Origin of the sequence: Bradyrhizobium sp. LA2.1, from assembly GCF_040547725.1 — a bacterium.
GTDB classification, from domain to species: domain Bacteria; phylum Pseudomonadota; class Alphaproteobacteria; order Rhizobiales; family Xanthobacteraceae; genus Bradyrhizobium; species Bradyrhizobium barranii.
Window position 1 is genome coordinate 35,287 of sequence record NZ_JBEPQI010000028.1, and the last position, 21,142, is coordinate 56,428.

General features: G+C 64.8%; 21 protein-coding genes. 9 read left to right on the plus strand and 12 right to left on the minus strand.

The features are described from left to right. Positions 1 to 9: 9 nt before the first annotated feature. The 3 genes from ABIB95_RS38195 to ABIB95_RS38205 all read right to left on the minus strand — a co-directional run bounded on the left by ABIB95_RS38195 (position 10) and on the right by ABIB95_RS38205 (position 4,270). Positions 10 to 816: a WecB/TagA/CpsF family glycosyltransferase gene (locus ABIB95_RS38195; RefSeq protein WP_071909478.1), complete on the minus strand. Its 807-nt coding sequence runs from the start codon at positions 814 to 816 to the stop codon at positions 10 to 12. Continuing rightward, a complete protein-coding gene (locus ABIB95_RS38200; protein WP_354247585.1) occupies positions 809 to 3,187 on the minus strand; it encodes an exopolysaccharide transport family protein in 2,379 nt (792 codons plus the stop codon). Before ABIB95_RS38200 ends, ABIB95_RS38195 begins: the two co-directional genes overlap by 8 nt. 282 nt (positions 3,188 to 3,469) lie before the next feature. Continuing rightward, positions 3,470 to 4,270, minus strand: a complete 801-nt coding sequence (locus ABIB95_RS38205) for a class I SAM-dependent methyltransferase (RefSeq protein WP_354247588.1) — start codon at positions 4,268 to 4,270, stop codon at positions 3,470 to 3,472. Positions 4,271 to 4,665: 395 nt separating this feature from the next. On the opposite strand from ABIB95_RS38205, the gene ABIB95_RS38210 reads away from it, so the two are divergent. Continuing rightward, positions 4,666 to 5,694, plus strand: a complete 1,029-nt coding sequence (locus ABIB95_RS38210; protein ID WP_354247591.1) for a glycosyltransferase family 2 protein — start codon at positions 4,666 to 4,668, stop codon at positions 5,692 to 5,694. A gap of 6 nt (positions 5,695 to 5,700) precedes the next feature. Here ABIB95_RS38210 and ABIB95_RS38215 read toward each other — a convergent pair whose 3' ends face one another. Further along, complete coding sequence (locus ABIB95_RS38215; RefSeq protein WP_354247747.1) at positions 5,701 to 6,687, minus strand: glycosyltransferase; 987 nt, start codon at positions 6,685 to 6,687, stop codon at positions 5,701 to 5,703. 248 nt (positions 6,688 to 6,935) lie between these two features. On the opposite strand from ABIB95_RS38215, the gene ABIB95_RS38220 reads away from it, so the two are divergent. The 3 genes from ABIB95_RS38220 (at position 6,936) to ABIB95_RS38230 (ending at position 10,666) form a co-directional block, all read left to right on the plus strand. Next, positions 6,936 to 8,003 (plus strand): glycosyltransferase, encoded by a 1,068-nt coding sequence (locus ABIB95_RS38220; RefSeq protein ID WP_247315594.1) that lies wholly within the window; start codon positions 6,936 to 6,938, stop codon positions 8,001 to 8,003. 50 nt (positions 8,004 to 8,053) lie between these two features. After that, complete coding sequence (locus ABIB95_RS38225; protein WP_354247595.1) at positions 8,054 to 9,406, plus strand: O-antigen ligase family protein; 1,353 nt, start codon at positions 8,054 to 8,056, stop codon at positions 9,404 to 9,406. Between the two features lie 117 nt (positions 9,407 to 9,523). After that, positions 9,524 to 10,666 (plus strand): GNAT family N-acetyltransferase, encoded by a 1,143-nt coding sequence (locus tag ABIB95_RS38230; protein ID WP_354247597.1) that lies wholly within the window; start codon positions 9,524 to 9,526, stop codon positions 10,664 to 10,666. Positions 10,667 to 10,687: 21 nt separating this feature from the next. Here ABIB95_RS38230 and ABIB95_RS38235 read toward each other — a convergent pair whose 3' ends face one another. Then, positions 10,688 to 11,227 carry an RBBP9/YdeN family alpha/beta hydrolase gene (locus tag ABIB95_RS38235; protein WP_063985649.1) on the minus strand — a complete coding sequence of 180 codons (540 nt, stop codon included), beginning with the start codon at positions 11,225 to 11,227 and terminating at the stop codon, positions 10,688 to 10,690. 122 nt (positions 11,228 to 11,349) lie between these two features. Here ABIB95_RS38235 and ABIB95_RS38240 point away from each other — a divergent pair, with 122 nt between their 5' ends. Together ABIB95_RS38240 and ABIB95_RS38245 are read left to right on the plus strand one after the other, a co-directional pair. Further along, a complete protein-coding gene (locus ABIB95_RS38240) occupies positions 11,350 to 11,826 on the plus strand; it encodes an Lrp/AsnC family transcriptional regulator (protein WP_014491880.1) in 477 nt (158 codons plus the stop codon). Between the two features lie 113 nt (positions 11,827 to 11,939). Then, entirely contained in the window at positions 11,940 to 12,824 is an 885-nt protein-coding gene (locus ABIB95_RS38245; RefSeq protein WP_354247602.1) for a protein-L-isoaspartate O-methyltransferase family protein, read from the plus strand. A gap of 279 nt (positions 12,825 to 13,103) precedes the next feature. On the opposite strand, the gene wrbA is transcribed toward ABIB95_RS38245, so the two are convergent. From wrbA to ABIB95_RS38260, 3 genes are all read right to left on the minus strand, one after another. Beyond that, positions 13,104 to 13,703 carry an NAD(P)H:quinone oxidoreductase gene (wrbA, locus tag ABIB95_RS38250; protein WP_208084459.1) on the minus strand — a complete coding sequence of 200 codons (600 nt, stop codon included), beginning with the start codon at positions 13,701 to 13,703 and terminating at the stop codon, positions 13,104 to 13,106. 163 nt (positions 13,704 to 13,866) lie between these two features. Beyond that, a complete protein-coding gene (locus ABIB95_RS38255) occupies positions 13,867 to 14,565 on the minus strand; it encodes a pirin family protein (RefSeq protein ID WP_354247605.1) in 699 nt (232 codons plus the stop codon). 50 nt (positions 14,566 to 14,615) lie between these two features. After that, positions 14,616 to 15,368 carry an SDR family NAD(P)-dependent oxidoreductase gene (locus ABIB95_RS38260; protein ID WP_028147961.1) on the minus strand — a complete coding sequence of 251 codons (753 nt, stop codon included), beginning with the start codon at positions 15,366 to 15,368 and terminating at the stop codon, positions 14,616 to 14,618. A gap of 117 nt (positions 15,369 to 15,485) precedes the next feature. Here ABIB95_RS38260 and ABIB95_RS38265 point away from each other — a divergent pair, with 117 nt between their 5' ends. Further along, positions 15,486 to 16,421 carry a LysR family transcriptional regulator gene (locus tag ABIB95_RS38265; protein WP_208084461.1) on the plus strand — a complete coding sequence of 312 codons (936 nt, stop codon included), beginning with the start codon at positions 15,486 to 15,488 and terminating at the stop codon, positions 16,419 to 16,421. A gap of 51 nt (positions 16,422 to 16,472) precedes the next feature. Here the strand turns inward: ABIB95_RS38265 and ABIB95_RS38270 are convergent, their stop codons facing one another. Beyond that, positions 16,473 to 16,730 carry a hypothetical protein gene (locus ABIB95_RS38270; protein WP_354247610.1) on the minus strand — a complete coding sequence of 86 codons (258 nt, stop codon included), beginning with the start codon at positions 16,728 to 16,730 and terminating at the stop codon, positions 16,473 to 16,475. Between the two features lie 150 nt (positions 16,731 to 16,880). Between ABIB95_RS38270 and ABIB95_RS38275 the strand changes: the two genes are divergently transcribed. Together ABIB95_RS38275 and ABIB95_RS38280 are read left to right on the plus strand one after the other, a co-directional pair. Beyond that, positions 16,881 to 17,867 carry a tripartite tricarboxylate transporter substrate binding protein gene (locus ABIB95_RS38275; RefSeq protein ID WP_354247750.1) on the plus strand — a complete coding sequence of 329 codons (987 nt, stop codon included), beginning with the start codon at positions 16,881 to 16,883 and terminating at the stop codon, positions 17,865 to 17,867. A 95-nt stretch (positions 17,868 to 17,962) separates the two neighbouring features. After that, on the plus strand, positions 17,963 to 18,316 hold the full coding sequence (locus ABIB95_RS38280; protein WP_166083594.1) for a hypothetical protein: 354 nt from the start codon (positions 17,963 to 17,965) through the stop codon (positions 18,314 to 18,316). A 137-nt stretch (positions 18,317 to 18,453) separates the two neighbouring features. On the opposite strand, the gene ABIB95_RS38285 is transcribed toward ABIB95_RS38280, so the two are convergent. The 3 genes from ABIB95_RS38285 to ABIB95_RS38295 all read right to left on the minus strand — a co-directional run bounded on the left by ABIB95_RS38285 (position 18,454) and on the right by ABIB95_RS38295 (position 20,749). After that, entirely contained in the window at positions 18,454 to 19,320 is an 867-nt protein-coding gene (locus ABIB95_RS38285; protein ID WP_166344770.1) for an adenylate/guanylate cyclase domain-containing protein, read from the minus strand. 188 nt (positions 19,321 to 19,508) lie between these two features. Next, entirely contained in the window at positions 19,509 to 19,976 is a 468-nt protein-coding gene (locus ABIB95_RS38290; protein WP_014491890.1) for a YbaK/EbsC family protein, read from the minus strand. 41 nt (positions 19,977 to 20,017) lie between these two features. Further along, positions 20,018 to 20,749: a haloacid dehalogenase type II gene (locus ABIB95_RS38295; protein ID WP_354247614.1), complete on the minus strand. Its 732-nt coding sequence runs from the start codon at positions 20,747 to 20,749 to the stop codon at positions 20,018 to 20,020. Positions 20,750 to 21,142 lie beyond the last annotated feature (393 nt).

The following is a 21,142-nucleotide window of genomic DNA, read 5'->3' on the forward strand; positions in this document are numbered from 1 at the left end:
ACTCTTCTCTCAGCGATTGGAAGGCCGTTTGCGGCTGAAGAGAAGATAGAGCGCGCGAGGGTTGGTGGTCAAATAGCGCCAGAGCAGGCGGCGCGGCTCGAGCCATGTGCGCCAGGCCCATTCGAGTCCGATCTTCTGCATCCATTGCGGCGCGCGGGACCGGCTGCCCGATAAAAAGTTGAACAAGCCGCCGGATGTCTTGATAACGCCAACATTGGTCAGCAGCGGCGTGTATTGCTCGACGAATGCCTGCTCATTGGGCACGCCGAGCGCGACCCAGAGATAATCCGGGGCGAGCGCGTTGATCTCCTCGACTTTCGCGCGCAGGGCGTCGCCGCGCAGATAGCCGTGGCTGTACCCGACGATCTTGAGGTTTGGATATAGCTGCTGGACATTCGCGACCGCCGCGGCGTTCTCTTCCTCGCTGGCACCGAACATGTAGAAGGTGCGGCCGACGGCTTCGGCCTTGCGCGCGACCACGTGGAACAAATCGGTGGTGGCGACGCGCTCCGGCAGTGGAAACCAGGATTGCAGCTTTGACGCCGCGACCAGCGGCTGGCCATCGGCGTTGATGAGGTCGGCGCCGCGGAACAGGCGTTCGGTTTCCGGTTCGGTTGAGCAGCGCGCCAACACCTCGCCATTGGCCGAGGTCAGGTGCAGCGGACGGCCGATGCGATTGTCGGGATCGGTCGCCTCGATCATGAAATCGGCAGTCGCTTCCAGGTCGAGCGCGGCCATGCGAAGGCCGCCGATAGTGATCCGCGGCACGTCGGCGGTTGCGGCCCGGCCGTCCAGATTGACGCGGCGCTCAAGCATATTGTCTGCCTCGCTGGCGCGCTTGAGTTGCGGGGGTGAGCTCGTCGAGCACGACGCCGACGAGCTTGCGCTCGGCGCGGCCGAGCGTGTTCAGGATTTCTTCCAGGCCGTCGTTGATGTCGAGGCTGGTCGGCAGCACCGCCACCAGCGCGTCGGCGTCGTCGAGCAGCTTGCGGCTGGCCGCACCAAGCGGCGTCACGGGGCCGTCGAGGATCACGAGATCGTAGCCGCCGGCGGCGCGCGCCTGCTCGATGGCCTTGCGCATGGCTTCAGTCGCCTTGCCGGCATCGCCGTCGGCGGCCGGCAGCACCGAGATGCCGTTGACCGTCTTGATCTCGCGCGAGGCCTTGCTGCCGATCGAGAGCCAGCCGAGTCGGCTCGGCTCGCTCTTGCCGGGGCGGCTCACCTTGTTGGAGAGCGGGTGTGCCTGATGGTCGGCATCGATCATCAGCACGCGGGCGCCGTCGCGCGCGGCCGCGAGTGCGAAATTCAGCGCGGTCACGCTGCGCCCGGTGGTCTCGCCCGCGCCGACGAGCGCGATGACCGGCATGGCCTTGCCGCCGGCACGCCGGGCCACAGCAGTGCGCATGTCGCGCCAGGCGTTGAGCAGCGTCGTCAGCGGAAAGCCGGGGCGCAGCGTCGGCCAGCCAAGCCGGGTCAGATCGACACCGCCGCCGGTGGCGAGGATGGCGCCGAGCGTGTGAATGACGTCGGCCTCCTGGAGGCGCGCGATCAGCGGCTTTCCGATCAGCGTATTTTCGTCCATCTCCGGCTGCAGCGATGGCGCGGCGAGCTCCGGTAGAGATTGCGCAATTTCCGGAGCTCGCGGAGCCGGCTGCGGCTGGGCTACCTCCGGTGTCCGTGAAACCTCCGGCGCGCGCGGAGGCCGCGGTGCCGGCGTGCGCTCACGACGGGCCGGTGTGGGCGCTGCCGGCGCGGTCGCACCGGCGGACAGCAGCTCGGCCGCGACGAACCAGCTTGCAGCAGCGAGCGCGCCGAAGATGAAGCCGATCATGGCGAACATGCTCATCGCCGGCGGGAACGAGCGCCGCTGCGGCACGGTGGCTTCGCCGATGACGCGGGCCGCCGAGGTGTTCAGGGTCTCCTGCTCCTCGGTCTCGCGCGAGCGCTTGAGGAAGGACTGATAGACGTCGCGGCTGGCATCGGCCTCGCGTTCGAGCTCGCGCAGGCGCACGGCGGCCTGGCTGAGCTGAACGCTCTGCCGCTTCTGCGCTTCCAGCGCCCGGTTGAGCGAGGCTTCAAAGTCGCGGGCGCGCGTCAGATCGTTCTTGGCGGACTGCGCGAAGCGATCGATCTCTTCGTTGATGGTGCGCTTGAGATCCTCGACCTGCTTCTCGGTCTGGCGCAGCGCCGGATGCCGCGGGCCGAGCTCGCCGGCCTGCTCCGCATATTTCTTGCGCGCGTCGGCATATTGCGCGCGCAGGTTCGCGATGGTCGGCGATTGCAGCGCTTCCGAATTCGCGCCGGCATCGGCAGCGGTGCGCCGGCTCGCCTCGATCTGGTCGAGCCGCGCCTGTGCGTCCATCGTCGCCGCGCGGGCCGCGGAAAGCCGCTGGTTGCTGGCGGAGAGCTGTTGGTCGCTGATCAGCGCGTCCTGGGTGCCGACGAAATTGTTCTGGGCCTTATAGGTGGCGAGCGCGGTCTCGGCGCTGCGCAGCCGCTCGCGCAGCTCCTTGAGGCGGCCGGAGAGATCGTTGGTGGCGCGTCGCGCGGCCGAAGCCTGCGAGTTGCGGGATTCGGCGAGGTAGGCATTTGTCAGCGTGTTGGCGAGCATCGCCGCTTTCGCCGGATCGGTCGACCAGACCTCGATGTCGACGATGAAGCTCTTCTCGGTCTTGCGGACCGTGATGTGCCTGTTCAGCGCGTCGAGCGCCGCGAGCTGCACTTCCTTCGTCTCCGCGGCGGAGGGCGCGCGGGGCTGAAGGCCGATCAGGCCGAGCAGCGACGACATCAGGCTCCTGGCATCACCGCCGCCGCCGAATTCGGGATCCTTGTCCAGATTGGCCTGCTGGATCACCTGGAGCAGCACGCTGTTCGAGGTAATCAGGCGCGCCTGGCTCTCCACCACCATGGCCATGCCGGAGACGTCCTGCGCGCGCGGCGTGAGCTCGCGATCGACGAGCTGAAGCTCGCGCGGGTCGACATAGAGCTGGGCGGTGGCGGTGTAGCGGGGCGTCACGCTCTTGCCCGCGGTGACGGCAAGCGTCGCACCGAGGAGCGCGGCAGCGGCAATCGCGATCTTCCGCCGCCAGAGCAGATTGACGAGCTCCAGCACGTTGAAACCGGTCTGAGGCCTCTGCTGCGGTGCCTCCGGTCCGGCCCGATCTATCGGCTGGTTGTAGTCAAGCATAGTCCCCAGCTTTCATTCCAACGACCGCGGGCTGAGGGGTTACTCTTCGCTTTACGCCACGCACCCGGGATATAGGTGCCCAATCAACGCAACAGGGAAAATTAACCATACTCATTGAGGGACTATTCACCGAAATGGCAAACAAAGCGTTTAAGCGCATGCCACTCTTCGACGCGTCGCGATGACGCTGAGGTCCCCAAGGAATTAACGGTTCGTTACCGCGCGCAGCGATGCCGCAAGGCTTCGCTCGTCCTGCGATGGACCGCGCGCGTGTCATGATTGTCAGCTCTTCCGCAGGATGACGTGGTAATCGCCGCGGCGAACGTCGATCCTGCCCGGCAGCACGGCGTTCATCACGGCGGCGCCGGCATCGACCAGAGCGGCGAACAGCGGCTTGCGCCGGCGCATCTCGGGATAGCGCGGACTCTCGACCTCGCGGCGGTAGATCATCTCGAGGCCGTTGGCCGCGGCGAATGCTTCGAGCCGCGGCAGCGTCACCAGCGGATGGAAGAAGGTCGGGAACGGCGGCTCGCCGGGCAGGCCGGCATCCTTGATGCCGCGGATATTCCGGTAGAACCAGATATGAAACCAATGCGGCGAGTATTTGGTGACGACGCCCGACAGCGAGCGCGGATTGGGTGCGCCGATCAGGATCATTCCACCGGGCTTGAGTGCGTCGCGGAAATTCAGGAGCGCGGCATCGACATGGGGCAGATGCTCGATCACGTTGTAGCAGATCACCAGATCGAAGGTTTCGCGTCCAAAGCTGTAAGTCTGCACGTCGCCTAGGATCGCCTCGTCCGCGTAAGTGTTGTTGCGGACCTGGTCCTCGTCGATATCGACGACGGTGACCTTGCTGCGGTTGAGCAGCTCCGGTGGCAGGACACTGCACGAGCCGCCGCCGGCTTCGTAGGTGGCGAGCTGGCCCTGCGGCAGTTCGCGGCGCAGCACGTCGTGGACGGCGAGCAGGCTGTCGCGGGCTTCGCCGGGGACCAGATCGTGCAGCGCCTGGGTGCGTGCACTGGCCGCCGGGATTTGGATCGCCGTGGCTGTCGCGAAATCGATCGAGGCTGGCTTGTTCATTTTTTCTGACCGCGCTTGTTCGACTCAAATTTACAGGAAAAATCTCGCATGCCCGAAGAGCAAATCCGGTGCCGCGCCGCTTCACCGGTCGCGGTGCTTACGGTCGGGTTAATGCGGGCAGGCGTTAACTACGGCATTGTCCATGTTGGGTGTTGTCCGCGTGATGGACTGCGAATTGCACTATTACGTATGCAGGGATTTGCAGGAGAAACGCGCAAAAGCAGTTAAGCGTATGGAGGGCCGGAGATCGGCGGCGTTGCGCCGTCGCGAGCCTCGGGCCCGCCGTTCATTTTGGGGCTGATATGTCCCGCGGCGATGTGCCGTCGCAGGACAGCGCCGATTCCTGCGCGATTGACGCAGGGCTTTTTCAATACATATCGGACATCTAGGATGCCATGACGCTGATCCCGACAGACCTTTCCGCCAGCCGGATCTTGGATGCCGTTCGCGATCCCAACCGGGAGATCGCGGCGAGCTCCCGCGTCATCGACCTGTCGGTCGGCATCGTCGTCTGTATTCCCTGCTTCCGTCGCCCGCACCATCTGCGGCTGACACTGGACTCGCTCGTGAGCCAGCGCACGCCGCGCTCCTTCGCGGTGGTCATGGTCGAGAACGACGCGGCGGGGCGCGAAAGCGCGCCGGTTGCCGCGGAGTATCTGGCCGACGGCCGGCTCCAGGGCGTTTGCCTGGTCGAGAAGCGGCAGGGCAATTGCCAGGCGATCAACGCCGCTTTCGAGACCGCCCAGGCGCTGTTTCCCGCCGCGACCCGCTTCCTGATGATCGACGACGACGAGATCGCTTCGCCCGACTGGCTCGAGCTGATGGTTCGCACCGCGGAGGCGACCGGCGCCGACGTGGTCGGCGGGCCGGTGCTGCCGGTCTTCGACGACGACAGCAAGCCCTGGCTCGCACATCATCCCGCCTTCTGCCCCGCCTATGATTACAGCGGCGCGGTGCCGCTGATCTATGGCTGTGGCAACTGCCTGATCACGCGCGCGGCGTTCGAGCGGTTCGATCGTCCCGCCTTCGACCTGCGCTTCAATTTCCTCGGCGGCGGCGACTGCGATTTCTTCGTGCGGTGCCGCGATGCCGGCATGATCTTCCACTGGACGGCAGAGGCGGTCATCACGGAGACCGTGCCGCAAAGCCGCACCAGCCTCGGCTGGATCGCCAAGCGCGGCCTGCGTATTGGCGCTATCAATTATCGCGTGCAGTACAAGGCCGCACCAAGCGCGCCCGCGCGGGCGCGAGTGTTCGCGCAAATGCTCGGACGGCTGCCGCTGTCGCTGGTGCGCTCGGCCCGTCTGCTCGCGACATCGAAGGCCGTCGTCGCCATGCATCCCGCGCTGGTCGCGCTTGGCTCCATGCTCGCAGCGTTCGGCTTCGCACCGAAGCCTTACGAAGCCTCGAAAATCGTGTCGTGACGCGGGTTAGATGCCCAAACGGGCGAGGGCGACCCTGACCGCGGCGCGGGGCAGCGATTTGAGCGAGCGCCGGCCGACCATCCCGAGATAAGCCAAGGCGTCGCGATATCGGCCGAAGCGGACCGCCTGCATCGCCGAATAGGTGACGAGATGGACCTCGGCGGCCTGGCGCAGCCCGGCCGCCGTACCCTCGGGCAGTCTCGCCAGGATCAGCCCATCGTCGAACACCCGCGCGATCGCAGGGAAGAAGTCCTTCGGCGTCCGCACGGCCGCATTCATGGTGTTGGCGGTGTGCAGGCGATAGTCGAGCAGAAGCTTTGGTGCGAACTCGAACTCGCCGATGGCGGCGAGGCGGCACCAGCAATGCCAGTCCTCGCAATATCTGAGGGAAGGGTCGAAGCCGCCGATGGCGCGGAAGGCCTCCGCACGTGCGAGCGCGATGCCGCCATTGACGATGAAATTGCCGGCCGCGAGCCGCGCCAGCACGTCGCCGGACGGCTTGCGGCGTCCCTTCAGCAGGCCCCGCCGGCCGATCTGCCGTCCCTCGCTGTCGATCGTGTTGTAGTCGCCGTAGACGAGAACCGCGCGCGGAGCATTGCGGGCCGCCGCCAGCAGCGCCGCGACCGCACCGGGGCGCAGGCGGTCGTCGGCATCGAGGAAGAGCAGCCATTCGCCGCTCGCATATCGTGCGCCGAGATTGCGCGCGGCGGATACGCCGGCGGAGTCGTTGGTCATCAGGCGCAGCCGCGGGTCACGAATGGCGCGGACAATGGCCGTGGTGGTGTCGCTCGAGCCGTCGTCGACGACGATCACTTCGGTGATCTCGCCTTGCGCCAGTGCGCTGGCGAGGGTTTCGCCGATATAGGCCGCAACGTTCTTGGCGGGAATGACGACGGACACCGATGTGGTCGAGCCGGCCGGCAGCGGGAGACGCGGCGCCGGAACGACGCGCGAGGTAGCCGGCAAATCGAGAACATCTTCGGCGGTGATCAGAGCCACGGCTCGCCTTTAAGGGTCTGTTAACCAGGGCGCATCTGCCGACTGGCATTGCGATCAATCGCAACATTGGCCCGCCGCGAATGATACTCGCATTACGGCCAAATCGTTGTCGCGAAGGCCTGCGTGTTTCTGGTTTCGTAGATTAGCGTTAAGCCGCGGGCATTAAGCCTGTCGCAAATTTGGAAGAGTGCGACAGCCGGTCCCATGCGAGAATGCGGACCTGTTTGCCGCGGATGGATCTCGTGCCCGCAAAGACGTTCGAACACGACCCCGATGCCATGGTCCTCAACCTCTTCTACGAGGACAAGGATGATCGCTGGTTTCCCGGCGACCGGCATCTGCGGCGCATGGCGCGCCGGATGCTGCTCGGCGAGCCGCGCATGAGCGGGCAGCTTCGCGTGTTCCTCAATCTCTGCGCAGGGCTCGACCGGCTCGGCATCCGCTACCGCGTCAACGACTACGGCTACATCGCGCAGCATCCCGACGAGCTTGCCTGCATCATCGGTCGCACCTTCCTGCTCGACAAGTTCGCGTGGAAGAATCCGATCCTGCTCGGCGTCGCCGCCCACAATCATCCGCTGGACGATCCTGATCTGTTCAAGCGGCTGCCGGTGAAGAAGGTCGTGGTGCCCGGCCCTTGGTATGTCGACATGTACCGGCCGTACTGGCCCGACACGGAGGCCTGGCCGATCGGCATCGACACGGATCTCTGGGCGCCGTCGGCGCCGTCGCAAAAGACCGTCGACGTCCTGATCTACGACAAGGTCCATTGGGACCGCGAGCGCTACGCGCCGGAGCTGATCGAGCCGGTCCGCGCCCGCCTCCTCAAGGAGGGCCGCTCGTTCACGGAATTGCGCTACGGCAGCTACAAGGAAGAAGACTATCAGGCCGCGCTGGCGCGCTCGCGCGCGATGATCTTCCTGTGCCAGAACGAGAGCCAGGGCATCGCCTATCAGCAGGCTCTGTCCTGCGGCGTGCCGGTGTTCGCATGGGATCCCGGCGGCCCGTGGCGCGACCCGGATTATTATCCGCACCGCGTCCAGTTCGCACCGGTGTCGTCAGTGCCGTATTGGGACGACCGCTGCGGTGCCAAGTTCATCGACATCGCGGGGTTCGAGGCGGGCTGGGACAGTTTCTGGGCCGGGTGCACCGCTGATGCGTTCGATCCGCGCGGCTTCGTGCTCGACAATCTCACGCTGGAGCAGCGGGCGCTGCAATATTACGAGATCGCGCGCAGCATCGTGCGCCCGCAGGCGGCAACGCAGGCCTCGGGCCTATTGGTTGACGGATGCTTAACAAGGATGGGCTAGACCCAAAGCGTCCCCGGCTTCACCACCTGCCTTGAGCCATGGATCGAAGCATGGATCGCAGCGCCGCTGACATGACCGACGTGGAGACCCGAACGCTGGGCCGCGTCCTGCACGATGGGCTCGCGGGGCTGAATGCCGCGCAGGCGGCGCGCTGCCTCGTCGCGGTTGCGGCGCTGCTGCTGGTGCTGATCACGCTCGATCCGTTTCCTGACCTTCGCAACGAGGATGTGACCACGGTCGTCGGCGGGCGCATGGCGCTCACCTATATCTCCTGGGGTCTGCTGGCTGCGGTCGCGATGTTGTTCGTCGCCGCCACCGATGCGCCAGCGCTGAAGAGCCTGGTGACGCCGCTGCATCTTTGCCTGGTCGGCTGGCTGTTGATCAACATCGTCTTTTCCGAGAGCCGCGGCGTTTCGATCCAGCGCTTCGTGCTGGCTGTCAGCGTGACGTCGCTCGCCATGCTGTTGCCATTGCTGCCGCCGACACAGCGGACTTTCAACCTGTGCCTTGGCGGCGCCGCGCTCGTGCTGCTGGTGCTGTGCTATCTCGGCGTCTTCCTCGCGCCGCAATATTCGATGCACACCGCGCTCGATCTCACCGAGCCGCAGCTTGCCGGCGATTGGCGCGGCAGCTTCGGCCACAAGAACATCGCTTCGCCGGTGATGACCATCCTGGTCTATGTCGGCATTTATCTCTGCGGCGTCGGGTCGTTCGTGATGGGTCCCGCGATCGCCGCGCTGGCCGGCATCTTCCTGATCTTCACCGGCGGCAAGACGTCGACGGTGCTGTGCCTTGCGATCTACGCGCTCGCCTCGCTGGTCTATGTCACGCCAGGCCTGTGGCTGAAGCGGCTCATCTGCTTCGTGCCGCTGATCGTGATGAACCTGCTGACGGTCGGCAGCGTCTTGAGCCCGGCGCTCGGGACGCTGACGCGGCTGCTTCCGCTCGATCCCACTTTCACCGGCCGTTCCGCCATCTGGGAATTCGCGCTCGCGGCCGTCGCCGAGAAGCCGATCATCGGTCACGGCTATGCGGCGTTCTGGGACGACGTGACCGCGCGGCAGACCGCTCAGGGGTCCGAATGGGCGACGTCGGCGGCGCACAGCCATAACAGCTATCTCGACCTCGCGGTCACCATCGGCCTGCCGGGGCTGTTGCTCGTGATCCTCGTCTTCGTGCTCGCACCGCTCGGCAATTTCCAGTCAGCCCAGGCTCACAACCGTAGTCGCGCGCTGGCAAAACTGTTCCTCACCATATGGCTGTTTGGCCTGTATTACGGCGCCACCGAGACCTTCCTGCTCGAACGGCAGAATCCGATCTGGTTCATGTTCGCGCTTGCAGTGGCTGGCCTGCATTTCCTCGCCAGGTTCCAATGCGTCGAACAGACGGAACCGGAGCGCTGACAGCTTGTCGCAGCCGAAGCGATAGTGATGTTGGCTTAACGATAAGCCGTTACGTCACTTGTGGTCTGCGACAAACATAATCTATCTGGAAACATTCAGTAATCGCATGTCCCGCGGATGACGTTTCTCAGCGTCGAGCAACCAGATGGTCTTGTGTCCAGCACGTCGGGAATCGCTGTCGATTTCGTGCGTGACTGGCGGCAGGCCGCATCGCGCCTGAGCGCTGGGCATCGCACCGCATTCCAGCACGGTTACTGGCTTGGCGCATGGTACGAGGCGTTTCACGACTTTGCGCCGCTGATCGCATTGATCTCCGATGCCGCGACCGGCAAGGACATCGCGGTGGTGCCGATGATCAGCCACATCAGGCGCGGCATCCGCATCGTCGAATTCGCCGACCTCGGCGTCTCCGACAACAACGCGCCGATCCTGGCGCTCGATGCCGCGTTGGACGCTGCGGCGACGGATGCGATCGGCAAGGCGCTGGTCGACGCGTTGCGCGCCTTGCCCGACCGCTTCGATCTACTGCGGCTGAAGAAGATGCCGGCCCATGTCGGTGGCAAGCCGAACCCGCTGGTGTCGCTCGGACGGATCGGATCCTGCTCGCTCAACGGCAACCTCGTGCTGACAGGCGACGACTATGAAGCCTATCGGGCCTCGATCAAGCGCATGCAGATGCCGCGCTGCTGGCGGGTCTTCAGCCGTCATGCCGGCGCGCGGCTCGAGATCGCCGCGGATGTCGCGCGTGCGCGCGAGTTGCTGGACGTGATGGATGTCCAGCAGCAGGCCCGCATGCGAAAGCTCGGCTCGCGCTTCGTCCTCAACGACGACGCTCATGCCCGGTTCTATCGCGAGGTCGCCCGTCAGGGTGTCGCGGAAGGCTATGCCGTCATCTCGGCGCTGGTCTGCGACGAGGCCGTCGTCGCCACCACGTTCGGCGTCAGGTTTGGTGCGAGCTATTTCCTCCTGCGCATCAGCAACGCCGGCGATTCATGGTCGAACTGCTCGCCGGGGCTGCTCGTCACCGAGCGTACCATGGCGGCGCTGCATGCAGAGGGCGTGCGCCGTTTCGATCTGAGCATCGGCAACCAGGACTACAAGCGCCGCTTCGGCGCCGAGAAGGTCGCGTTGACCGATGTCAGCATCGCGCTGTCCTGGCGCGGCGCTTCCTATGCATGGCGCGACCATGCCGCGCAGAACCTGCGTCGCTATCCCAGGCTCGCCGCCTTCGCCAGCCGGGCGATACGCAAGATGCGGTGACGGAGGCCGTCCGTACGCGCGTCATCTCGAAAGGCCGGCACTGAAGGCGTCCAGCAGCGCGCGACCCTGCGGCCAGTCGCCGAGCCCGCTCGACGCATTGATGTGGCCAAGGGCGCCCAGCACGATCAGACCGGACTTCCAGGCACGCGCCCGCTGCTGCGTCTTATCGAGCCTGCCAAAGGGATCGTCGGTGCTGGCGATGATGAGCGAGGGGAAGCGCAGCGTGCGGTCCGGCACCGGCTTGAACGCAGCCGCCTCCGCGGGAAAATTGGCGCCATCGGGATCGGGCACCGCGACCAGAAAAGCACCCGCGATCGTGGATGGGAAGCGCGTGGCCCAGTGCGCCACCAGCAGGCAAGCGAGGCTGTGTGCGACCAGCACCGGCGGCTTCGCGCAGCGCCCGACCGCCTGCTCCAGGGATTGCTCCCAATCGGCGAGCTCCGGCCGGTCCCAGCTCGCCGGCTGAAACCGCGTGAAACGTGTATCGTTGCGCTCCCAGAGTGTCTGCCAATGAGTTTCTGCGGAGCCGCCGAGGCCGGGCAAGGTGATGATGTCGTGCATGATCGTCCCGTGATATCTGAGATGCACGTACAGTGTGGCCGGTCTTGGTGCTGCGTCACATGGCAAGTCATCGGCGAAAGAGATCATCTGCCGATGATCTCAAGGTGGAATGGAGAATTGTCTTGGATCGCTTCGGAAGCATTGACACCAAGGATCTGAAGATCCTGGAGGCATTGCAGGCCAATGCGCGCGTGCCGCTGTCCGAGCTCGGCCGTTCCGTCGGGCTGTCTCAGCCGGCCATCTCCGAGCGCGTGAAGCGGCTCGAGGAAGCCGGGATTATCGAAGGCTACGGCGCCCGCATCAATCCGCGCGCGCTAGGGCTCGGCCTGATGGCGCTGGTCCGCCTGCGCACCTCGCATGAGCACATCAAGACCTGCCTCAAACGGTTCAGCGAGATTCCGCACATCGTCGAAGTCCATCGCGTGACCGGCGATGATTGCTTCGTGCTCAAGGTGCTGGTTCCGGCGCCGGAAGATCTGGAGACGATCGTGGATCGTATCGCCGGCTTCGGCGCTGTGACGACCTCGCTCGTGCTGCGGAGCGAGCCGGCGCGACCGATCGGTAAAGACCTCATCAGGAAGAAGACCGAACGCGGTTGAGGCGTGGCCCGCGCGATCGACACGTCACCGGGCTGTCACAAAGCCTTCGATTGCGCCGAGTTTCGATGATCGCGCGCGTTGTGCTATCGTCGTCTCCGCTTTCCGGAGGCGACATGGAAGATCGTTCGGCGAAATATCGCGCATTCTATGCGCAGTTGATCTGCGCTGCGGCCAAGACGACAGATCCCCGTATCGAGCAGGCCTTTCGCACGGTCAGGCGCGAACCCTTCGCCGGACCCGGACCGTGGTCGATCTCCGTCGGTGGCCATCCCTATGTCGTGACGCCCGACGATGACCCCGCCTTCCTCTATCAAAACACGCTTCTGGCGCTGGACCCGGCGCGCGGCCTCAATATCGGGATGCCGGGCGCGCACGCCTATTGGCTCAGCGGCTGCGGCGTGCGGGAAGGCGAGACGGTGATCCAGATCGGTGCCGGCAGCGGCTACTACACCGCCATTCTCGCCGAGCTCACGGGACCTTCGGGCCGTGTCCATGCCTATGAGATCGACGAACGCCTGGCGGCACTCGCGTGCGAAAATCTGAAGGACATCCCGCATGTCGAGCTGGAAGATCGCTCGGGCATCGCGTCCGATTTACCGGGCGCGGATGTGATCTATGTCTGTGCGGGCGCGGCACAGCCGGCCACGCAATGGCTCGATGCACTGCGGCCCGGCGGCCGGCTGGTGTTTCCGTTGGCGCCGGAGGGGATGCTCGGTGGCATGTTGATGATCACGCGCCCGGACGAGGGCGCGGTCTGGCCGGCGAAATTCCTGAGTCGAGCCCAGTTCATCGGCTGCGCGGGACTGCAGGACGCGGATGCCGGCCGGCGATTGGCCGAGGCGTTCGCGAAAGGATGGGAGGGCGTGCAGTCGCTGCGCAGAGAGGGCGCTCCGGACGAGACGTGCTGGTTTGCCGGTGAGGGCTGGTGGCTTTCGACGGCTGCGGCGCTCGTCCCGACGGTTTCTATCAAGCCCCACGCCGACCTCACGCAGGCGTGACGGACCGCTCGCGCCTTACGATTTCGCGCACCCGGCGCAATGCAACCGGCCGCGCGAGGCGCGGAACAGGCTGCGGCAATACCAGCGCCGCGCCAATGCTTGCGCAGGCCTGCGGATCATTTGCGCGATCAACAAGAGTTCGAAAGCCATTCGTATCGCTTTTGGTCAAATATCCCGACCACGTAGATGGGGCGGCGTTCCCGAATGAGAACGCCGCCCCCGTCGCATCAGCCATGCAGTCGTTCGTGCGCAAAGCCTAACTGCGCTCAGCCATGAAGCTCAGCCATGAAGTTTCTTGGCGGTCTCCGCGATCTGGCGGCCCTGGTAGCGTGCGCCGGCGAGCTCGTTGGCGCTGGGCTGGCGGCTACCGTCGCCGCCGGTGATCGTGGTGGCGCCGTAGGGGGCGCCGCCGGTGACCTCGTCGAGCTTCATCTGACCGGCAAAGCCATAGTTCAGACCGACCACGACCATGCCGAAATGCAGCAAATTGGTGATGATCGAGAACAGCGTCGTCTCCTGGCCGCCATGCTGGGTCGCGCTCGCGGTGAAGGCGCCGCCGACCTTGCCGTGCAGAGCGCCCTTGGCCCAGAGTCCACCGGCCTGGTCCAAAAAGTTCGCCATCTGCGAGGCCATGCGGCCGAAACGGGTGCCGGTGCCGACGATGATTGCGTCGTAATTGACGAGGTCCTCAATCTTGGCGACGGGTGCTGCCTGATCGACCTTGTAATAGGACGCCTTGGCGACTTCGGCCGGCACCAGCTCGGGCACGCGCTTGATGTCGACGGTGGCGCCGGCCTCGCGCGCGCCTTCGGCAACAGCGTTGGCCATCGCTTCGATGTGGCCATAGGCGGAATAATAGAGGACGAGAACTTTGGTCATGGTGGTCTCCGTTGGGATCGATGTTGAATGTTGTTGGGGGTCGTCATGCCCGGGCAGAAGCGCGAAGCGCGTCTTCGCGCTAGATGTCCCGGGCATCCACGTTCTTGTGCGCCCATGGAGGGGCGTGGATGGCCGGGACAAGCCCGGCCATGACGGATAGCGCTTAAGCCGCGTCGACGAGCACGAGCTCGGAATCTTCCAGAGCCGTGATCTTCAGCCTGTCCTCGTCGCGGATCGCGGCGCCGTCGCGGGCGTTGACGCGCACGCCGTTGATTTCGACCGCGCCTGCCGCCGGCACGAGATAAAGGTGGCGCGACTTCTGAGCTGAATACTCAGCCGTTTCGCCGGCCTTCAGTGTGGTCGCCAGCACCCGCGCATCGGCGCGGATCGGCAAGGCGTCCTTGTCGTTCTCGTCGCCGCTGGCGATGGTGACGAGCTTGCCGGTGCGGTCCGCCTTCGGAAACGGCTTCGAGCCCCAGGTCGGCTGGCCGCCACGCGCGGTCGGTTCGATCCAGATCTGGAAGATCCGGGTCTTGGTCCGCTCGAGATTGTATTCGGAGTGGCGAACACCGCTGCCGGCGCTCATCACCTGCACGTCGCCCGCTTCGGTGCGGCCCTCGTTGCCGAGGCTGTCCTGATGGGTGATCGCGCCCTCGCGGACATAGGTGATGATTTCCATGTTGGCGTGAGGATGGGCGGGAAAGCCGGTGTTCGGCGCGATCTCGTCGTCGTTCCACACCCGCAGGGCGCCGTGACCCATGTTGTTCGGGTCGTAGTGACTGGCGAAGGAGAAATGGTGCTTGGCCTTGAGCCAGCCGTGATCGGCGCCGCCGAGCTTTGCGAAAGGTCTGAGTTCGATCATCTGCGTAATTCCTTTGTGTGATCCTTTGGGTTGAACGGGTGGCACCTGGATCAGGCGCCGAACCCGCCGTCGACATTGAGCACCGTGCCGGTGACGAAGGAGGCTTCCGGGCTTGCGAGGAAAACGACACCGGCGGCGACTTCCTCGGGGCGGCCGAAGCGCTGCAGCGCGTGCTGCTTGCGCTGCGTCTCGGCGAACTCGCCGCCGTCCTTCGGGTTCATGTCGGTGTCGATCGAGCCGGGCTGCACCACGTTCACGGTGATGCCGCGCGGGCCGAGGTCGCGTGCCGCGCCCTTGGTGTAGCCGACGACGGCTGCCTTGGTGGCGACGTAGTCGGCAAGCCCCGGGAACGAGGCGCGGTCGGCGAGCATGGAGCCGACGGTGACGATGCGGCCGCCTTCGCCCATCAATTGCGAGGCAGCGCGGATCGCCGCGATCACGCCGTGTACGTTGATGGAATCCTGCCGCTCGAGTGCGGCCGTGTCAGCCTTCGCATCGTCGATCGCGCCGCCGGCGGCAACGCCGGCATTGTTGACGAGGATGTCGAGATGGCCGAATTCCCTGGCGACGTCATTGACGAGCTGCGTCACGTCCTTGGCCGAGGCCTGGTCTGCCTTGAAAGCGCGGGCCTTGACGCCGCGGGCCTTCAGTTCGGTGACGACCGCTTCGGCCTTTTCGGGCGAGGCGACATAGCTGATGGCGACATCCGCGCCTTCATCGGCGAGAGCGCGGGCCGAGGCCGCGCCGATGCCGCGCGAGCCGCCGGTGACGAGGGCAACCTTGCCTGAGAGCTTCTTGGTCATTGGATTTCTCCATTCCTGAATGTCTGATGACCCTTGGATAAGCCTCCGTCTGTGGTATAGAAATAGAAACTGTTGAAACGCATTGTTTCCTGAAATACCCCAATTGGACCGGCGCACATGGCAAAACTCCCCGATTTCGAGGCGCTCGCGATTTTCGCAAAAGTCGTGGAATTACGGTCGTTTGCAGGGGCCGCGAGCGAGCTCGCGATGTCCAAGGCAACGGTGTCCAAGGCGGTCACGCGGCTGGAGGAACGACTCGGTGCCCGGCTGTTCAACCGCACCTCGCGGCGGCTGGCGCTGACCGATGCCGGGCACAAGCTCGCCGAACGCGCCACGCGCCTGCTCGTCGACGGCGAGGCGGCCGAGAACGAGGCGCTGGCGCAATCGGTGGCGCCGCGCGGCCTGGTCCGGCTCGCCGTGCCCATGACGTTCGGGATCAAGGCGGTGGCGCCGCTGCTGCCGGAGTTCTTCGAAACCTATCCGGAGGTCTCGGTCGATCTGCATCTGAGCGATGCGACCATCGATCTGATCGGCGAGGGCTTTGACATGGCGGTGCGGATCGCGCGGCTGCCGGACTCTTCGCTGATCGCGCGGCGGCTCTTCACCATGCCGCGCTTCACGGTGGCCGCGCCGTCCTACCTCAAGAAACATGGCCGGCCGACGCATCCGATGCATCTCGCCGAACACAAATGCTTCAGCTACGCCTATCTCTCCACGCCCAATGTCTGGAACTACACCAATTCGGCAGGCGAGCAGGCCAGCGTCCGTCCGGGCGGACAGCTTCGCGTCAACAACGGTGAGGCGGTGATGCCGGCGCTGATCGCCGGCCTCGGCATCGCCGAGCTGCCCGAGTTCATCGTCGGCGAGGCGATTTCGTCCGGCGAAGTCGAGGTGATCCTGAAAGACTGGAAGCAGGCCGAAGGCGCCGTGCATCTGGTGACGCCACCCGGCGGCCCGCGCCCCGCACGCGTGGAAGCGCTCGGCGATTTTCTCGCGGCGAAGCTGCCGGGCACGTGCAAGCGGCGCCCCCGCGGGAAAGCAAAGACGTCGTAGAGCAAGCGGCCTCAACAATTCGTCATTGTGTCTCGCAATGACGGAGCCTGACTACGACACCTTCACGCCGTTGATTGCGACAATGCGCAAGGCAGGCTTCAGCGTCCCTTCCAGCTGCGTCTTCAATTCGTGCACGCGTGGGTCCGTCGAGCGTGCCGCGCAGGCGGCGTATTGATGGACCGATTGCGCCAAGGCGCGCCGCGCTTCCGGCGTTCGCGTCAATTCGGGCTTTGAAAGCCGCAAGACGATCGCTGCGAGATTCACCAGCATCTCGTCCAGGGCGACGTCGATGGTCGCAAGATTCCGCATCACCCACTCCCTCAAGAGGGCAACAGCGGGTTCAGGGAAGCGTTCCGGGTCGGGCCGAACATGGTCAATACTTCGTAAACGCCTTGTTCTTGCCGCTCGGCCGGTTAGGCTGCCAGCGAAACAAAGATAATCGGGGGCGAGGGGACCATGATGGATCGACGCGATCTCTTGCGCGCTGCGGCGGCATTGCCGTTGTTGCGGGCTGCTTTGCCTGACAAGGCCTTCGCGCAAACCTATCCGGTGCGCAACATCACCATGATCGTGCCGTTTCCAGCCGGCGGTCAGGCTGATCTTGCCGCGCGTCCCGTCGCGATGGCATTGGAGCGGATCCTCGGCAAGCCCGTCATCGTCGACAACCGCGCCGGTGGCGCCGGCGGATCGGTCGGCAATGCCGCGGCGGCGCGCGCAGAGCCCGACGGCTACACGCTGCTGATGACGCTGTCCTCGCTCGCGGTGCTTCCCGAGGCCGACCGTCTGTTCGACCGACCCGTTGCCTACGAAGTCTCGCAGTTCATGCCGATCGCGCGCGTGCTGGCCGATCCCACGCTGCTCGCGGTGCCGGCCTCGGCGCCGTGGAAGACGGCGCAGGATTTTGTCGAGGATGCGAAGAAGCGGCCGGGCCAGATCACTTACGGCTCGTCCGGTCCTTACGGGACGCTGCATGTCGCGATGGAGATGTTCGCGAGCAGCGCCGACATCAAATTGCTGCATGTTCCGTTCCGCGGCGCGGGCCCCGCGCTGACCGCGCTGCTCAGCGGCACCGTGCAGGCGATAGCAGCCGCGCCCGGCACGCTGAAGCCGCAGGTCGACGACGGCAAGCTACGCGTGCTCGGCAATTGCGGCGCACAGCGCATCGCGAGCTTCCCCGACGTTCCGACCTTTCAGGAGCTCGGCTACAAGGACGTCGAGATGTACATCTGGGCCGGGCTCTTTGCACAGAGTGCTCTTCCTGCGCCGGTCGCGAGCCGCCTGCGCGAAGCGATGGCGCAGGTGATGACGAGCCCGGATGTGCTCAGGAGCTTCGAGGCCTCGGGCAGTCTGGCCGCCTATCAGGACGCGCCGGCATTCTCGCAATTCGTGGCGACGGACAGCGCGCGGCTGATCGCGGCGGTGAAGAAGATCGGCAAGGTGGAATAGGTTCCCGCCGCATTTTCACATTTTTTTGTTGGTTCAGAACCTGACCGCGTCTCATTGATTGAAGACAAATCAAGGAAAGCGAGAAGGATCGGGATATGCGAACAGAGCGGATTGCGCTGGGTCTGGCGCTTGCAGTCAGCGGCATCGTCGCGCAGGGCGCGGCGTCAGCCCAGGACTATCGCGGCACAATGGAACAGCAGATGGCGTGTACGCCGGATGTCTGGCGCCTTTGCAGCGACCAGATTCCGGACACGAACCGCATTGTGACCTGCCTGCAGCAGAACACGCCGCAGCTTTCGAGCGCATGCCGGGCGGTGTTCCAGTCGAACAACCAGGCCCAGCCGCAGCAGCCGGTCCCGCGCGGCCGGTCTGTGCCGCCGCCGCGCTACAACAATGCGCCGCCGCCTGTCGCCGCGCCACCACGTCCCTATGATGATGACAACGACTAGAGCATGATCCGGAAAAGTGTGATGCGATTTTCCGAAAAGGTCATGCTCAAGTCATGACCTGAAGCGCGATGACGATTCATCGCAACCTCATCGCGTCCTCTTCGCACCTTGGGCGCGAAGATGCGGTCGCGACCGTCTCACTCCCGACTCGTTTGGCGCTCCCGCTTGCTGTTCGGCTCGGGTCGCTGCCGGAGCGCTGTCCGCAGGAGGGCACCGAAGAGCAATGCTGCGACTGGCCAATGGAACCAGATCTTGTGCATGCCGGTGAAAACGTTGATCAGAATCAGAAAGCCCGAAACCGTGAGGGCCACTGCAACCGGGCGGGGCAGCTTCGCCAGCCAATCCGAGACGAAGCCCATCCAGGTGGATGGCTCGTGCCTGCTGTCAATCCATCGCGCGCCAGTTTCCGAATCTGCAACTGCCCGCCCCTGCGGAGGGAGGCTTTCGTCAACCGGGAAGCTCCGTCGCCCAGCGCTTTGGCCGCTCATGGCCACGCGATAGCTGGTCATGGGAGCAACGTTCTTCATTGGTCGCTGGCCGAGACAGTCGAAGCCAACGGACAATTTGTTGTGCACCTGATCGTAGACGGAGCTTGAGATCACGACGCCGCCGGGTTCGGCGAGCTCTTGCAGCCGTGACGCGATATTGACCCCGTCGCCATAGATGTCGGACCCGTCCACCATCACATCGCCGAGGTTGATGCCGATGCGAAACCGCATCGGGTTCGCGTGAGGTGGGTCCGAATCCTGGTTGGAAATTTCCTGCTGAATTTCGACCGCGCATTGCACGGCCTCGACGACGCTGGCGAACTCGGCGATCACAGCATCGCCCCAAGTATTCACGATCCGGCCGTCATGACGCTCCACCAGTCCCGCAAAGGCAGTGCGGTAGCGGCGCAGCGTCTCCAACGTTCCGGTCTCGTCTGCCTCCATGAGGCGAGAATAGCCCTGCACATCAGCGCACAGGACGGTGGTCAATCGTCGTTTCACCTTGTCGTCGGTCATGGTCCATATGGTAGCCTCCCTGACCGGCAATTGCATCAGGCATCGCATCTGGCCCCATCGCGGCTCAACGATCGGTCGTCCTGTCCCGAAACCGTCATAACCGGGCAACGAATGCAGTCAGCCTGGTGCCAAAACCGACCTGAGGCCGTCCTCCGCGCCACGATTCAAGCGTACAGGCCGGAGCCGCCTTAAGGCCTGTGCTCGCAGACATCGACCCATTCGGCCGCGGTGAGCTCCGCCATCCGCTCGGGCGTGATGCGCACGGCGCTGTGGGTCGAGCCCGCGGCCGGCACCACCACGTCGAACGCCTTCAGCGATACATCGCAATAAATCGGCAGCGGCGACTTCAGCCCGAACGGGCAGACGCCGCCGACCTCGTGGCCGGTGATCTCGGCAACCTCCTCCAGCCCCAGCATCTTCGGCTTGCCGCCGAACGCAGCCTTGACCTTCTTGTTGTCCATGCGCGAGGTGCCGGCGGCAACGATCAGGATCACACGCTCGCCGATGCGCAACGACAGGGTCTTGGCGATCCGGCCGGGCTCGACGCCATAGGCTTCGGCGGCCAGCGGCACCGTGGCCGAGCTGATCGGGGATTCGATGACGGAGATGTCGGGGGCTTTCTCGGCGAAGAAGGCGCGAACGGATTGAAGGCTCATTCCAAACAGCTCATTCCAGACTCATGGGCGGGCGGCAATGCTTAGGCGATCGTTGGCAGTTCCGAGAGCGCGCGGACACGATGATCCGGCGCGAACCCAAGCTCGTCCATCTGGGTCCGGATCGCCTTGTACATCGTCAGCGGTGCCACGAGTTCGTTCTCGACGCAAGCCAGCGCCATCGCCTCGGGCGTCACGCGTTCGATCCAGGCGACGTTCAGCCCGAACGACTTCGCGCCGGCGACATCCCAGGGATTGGACGAGACGAACAGAACCTCATCCGGCCTGGTGCCGAACGTCTCGCCGATCAGCGTGTAGGCCTCTGGAGATGGCTTGAAGACCTTCTTCGCATCCACGCTGATGGTGGCATCGAGCAGACGGTCGAGCCCGGAATTGCGCACGAGCGCATTCAGCATGTCCGGACTGCCATTCGAGAGGATGGCGAGCTTTCGCGGCTTCAGCGCGGCAAGCGCGGCGGCTGCATCGGGGTAGAGATCGAGATCCAGGTATTTCTCGATCACTCGCTCGAACGCTTCGCCTTCGTAGGCGAGCCCGAGCAGGCGCAGCGTATAGGCGAGCGAGTCGCGCGTGACGGTCGCAAAATCCTGGTAGCGCCGCATCAGCGAGCGCAACCAGGTGTATTCGAGCTGCTTGATACGCCAGACCTGGGTGATGATCTCGCCATAGCCCGGAAACGCATCCTCGGTGATCTCTGCGACCGACTGGATGTCGTACAGCGTTCCGTAAGCGTCGAAGACGACGGCCTTGATGCTCATGGCTCGCTCCTTTGGGACTTTGCGGTGGCGCACGGACAATACCGAAACGGCCCGGTACTCGACAAGGTCGGAACCTTCTTCAAACAATCGTCACCCCGTCGACCTCGCGCAGCAGATTGACACTGCCGCCGGCAGGCGTTTAATTCAGGGTACGGGGATTTGCGATCTCCCCGCGAGGCGACATGCCCAAGTATCGCGTCCTGGTCACCAAGGACGCCGCATGTCTTCTTTCATCTCGATCTCATCAGAGAAATTGTCCCGTCAATTGGTGCCGCCAGCGCGCCGACCCTCGTCGATGTCCGTATCGACAAGGACCGCGCGGTCTATTTGCGCACTCGACAAGACGGCGAGCACCAAGAGCTAGCGAGCACACGGGGCGAGTCGGGGACGACG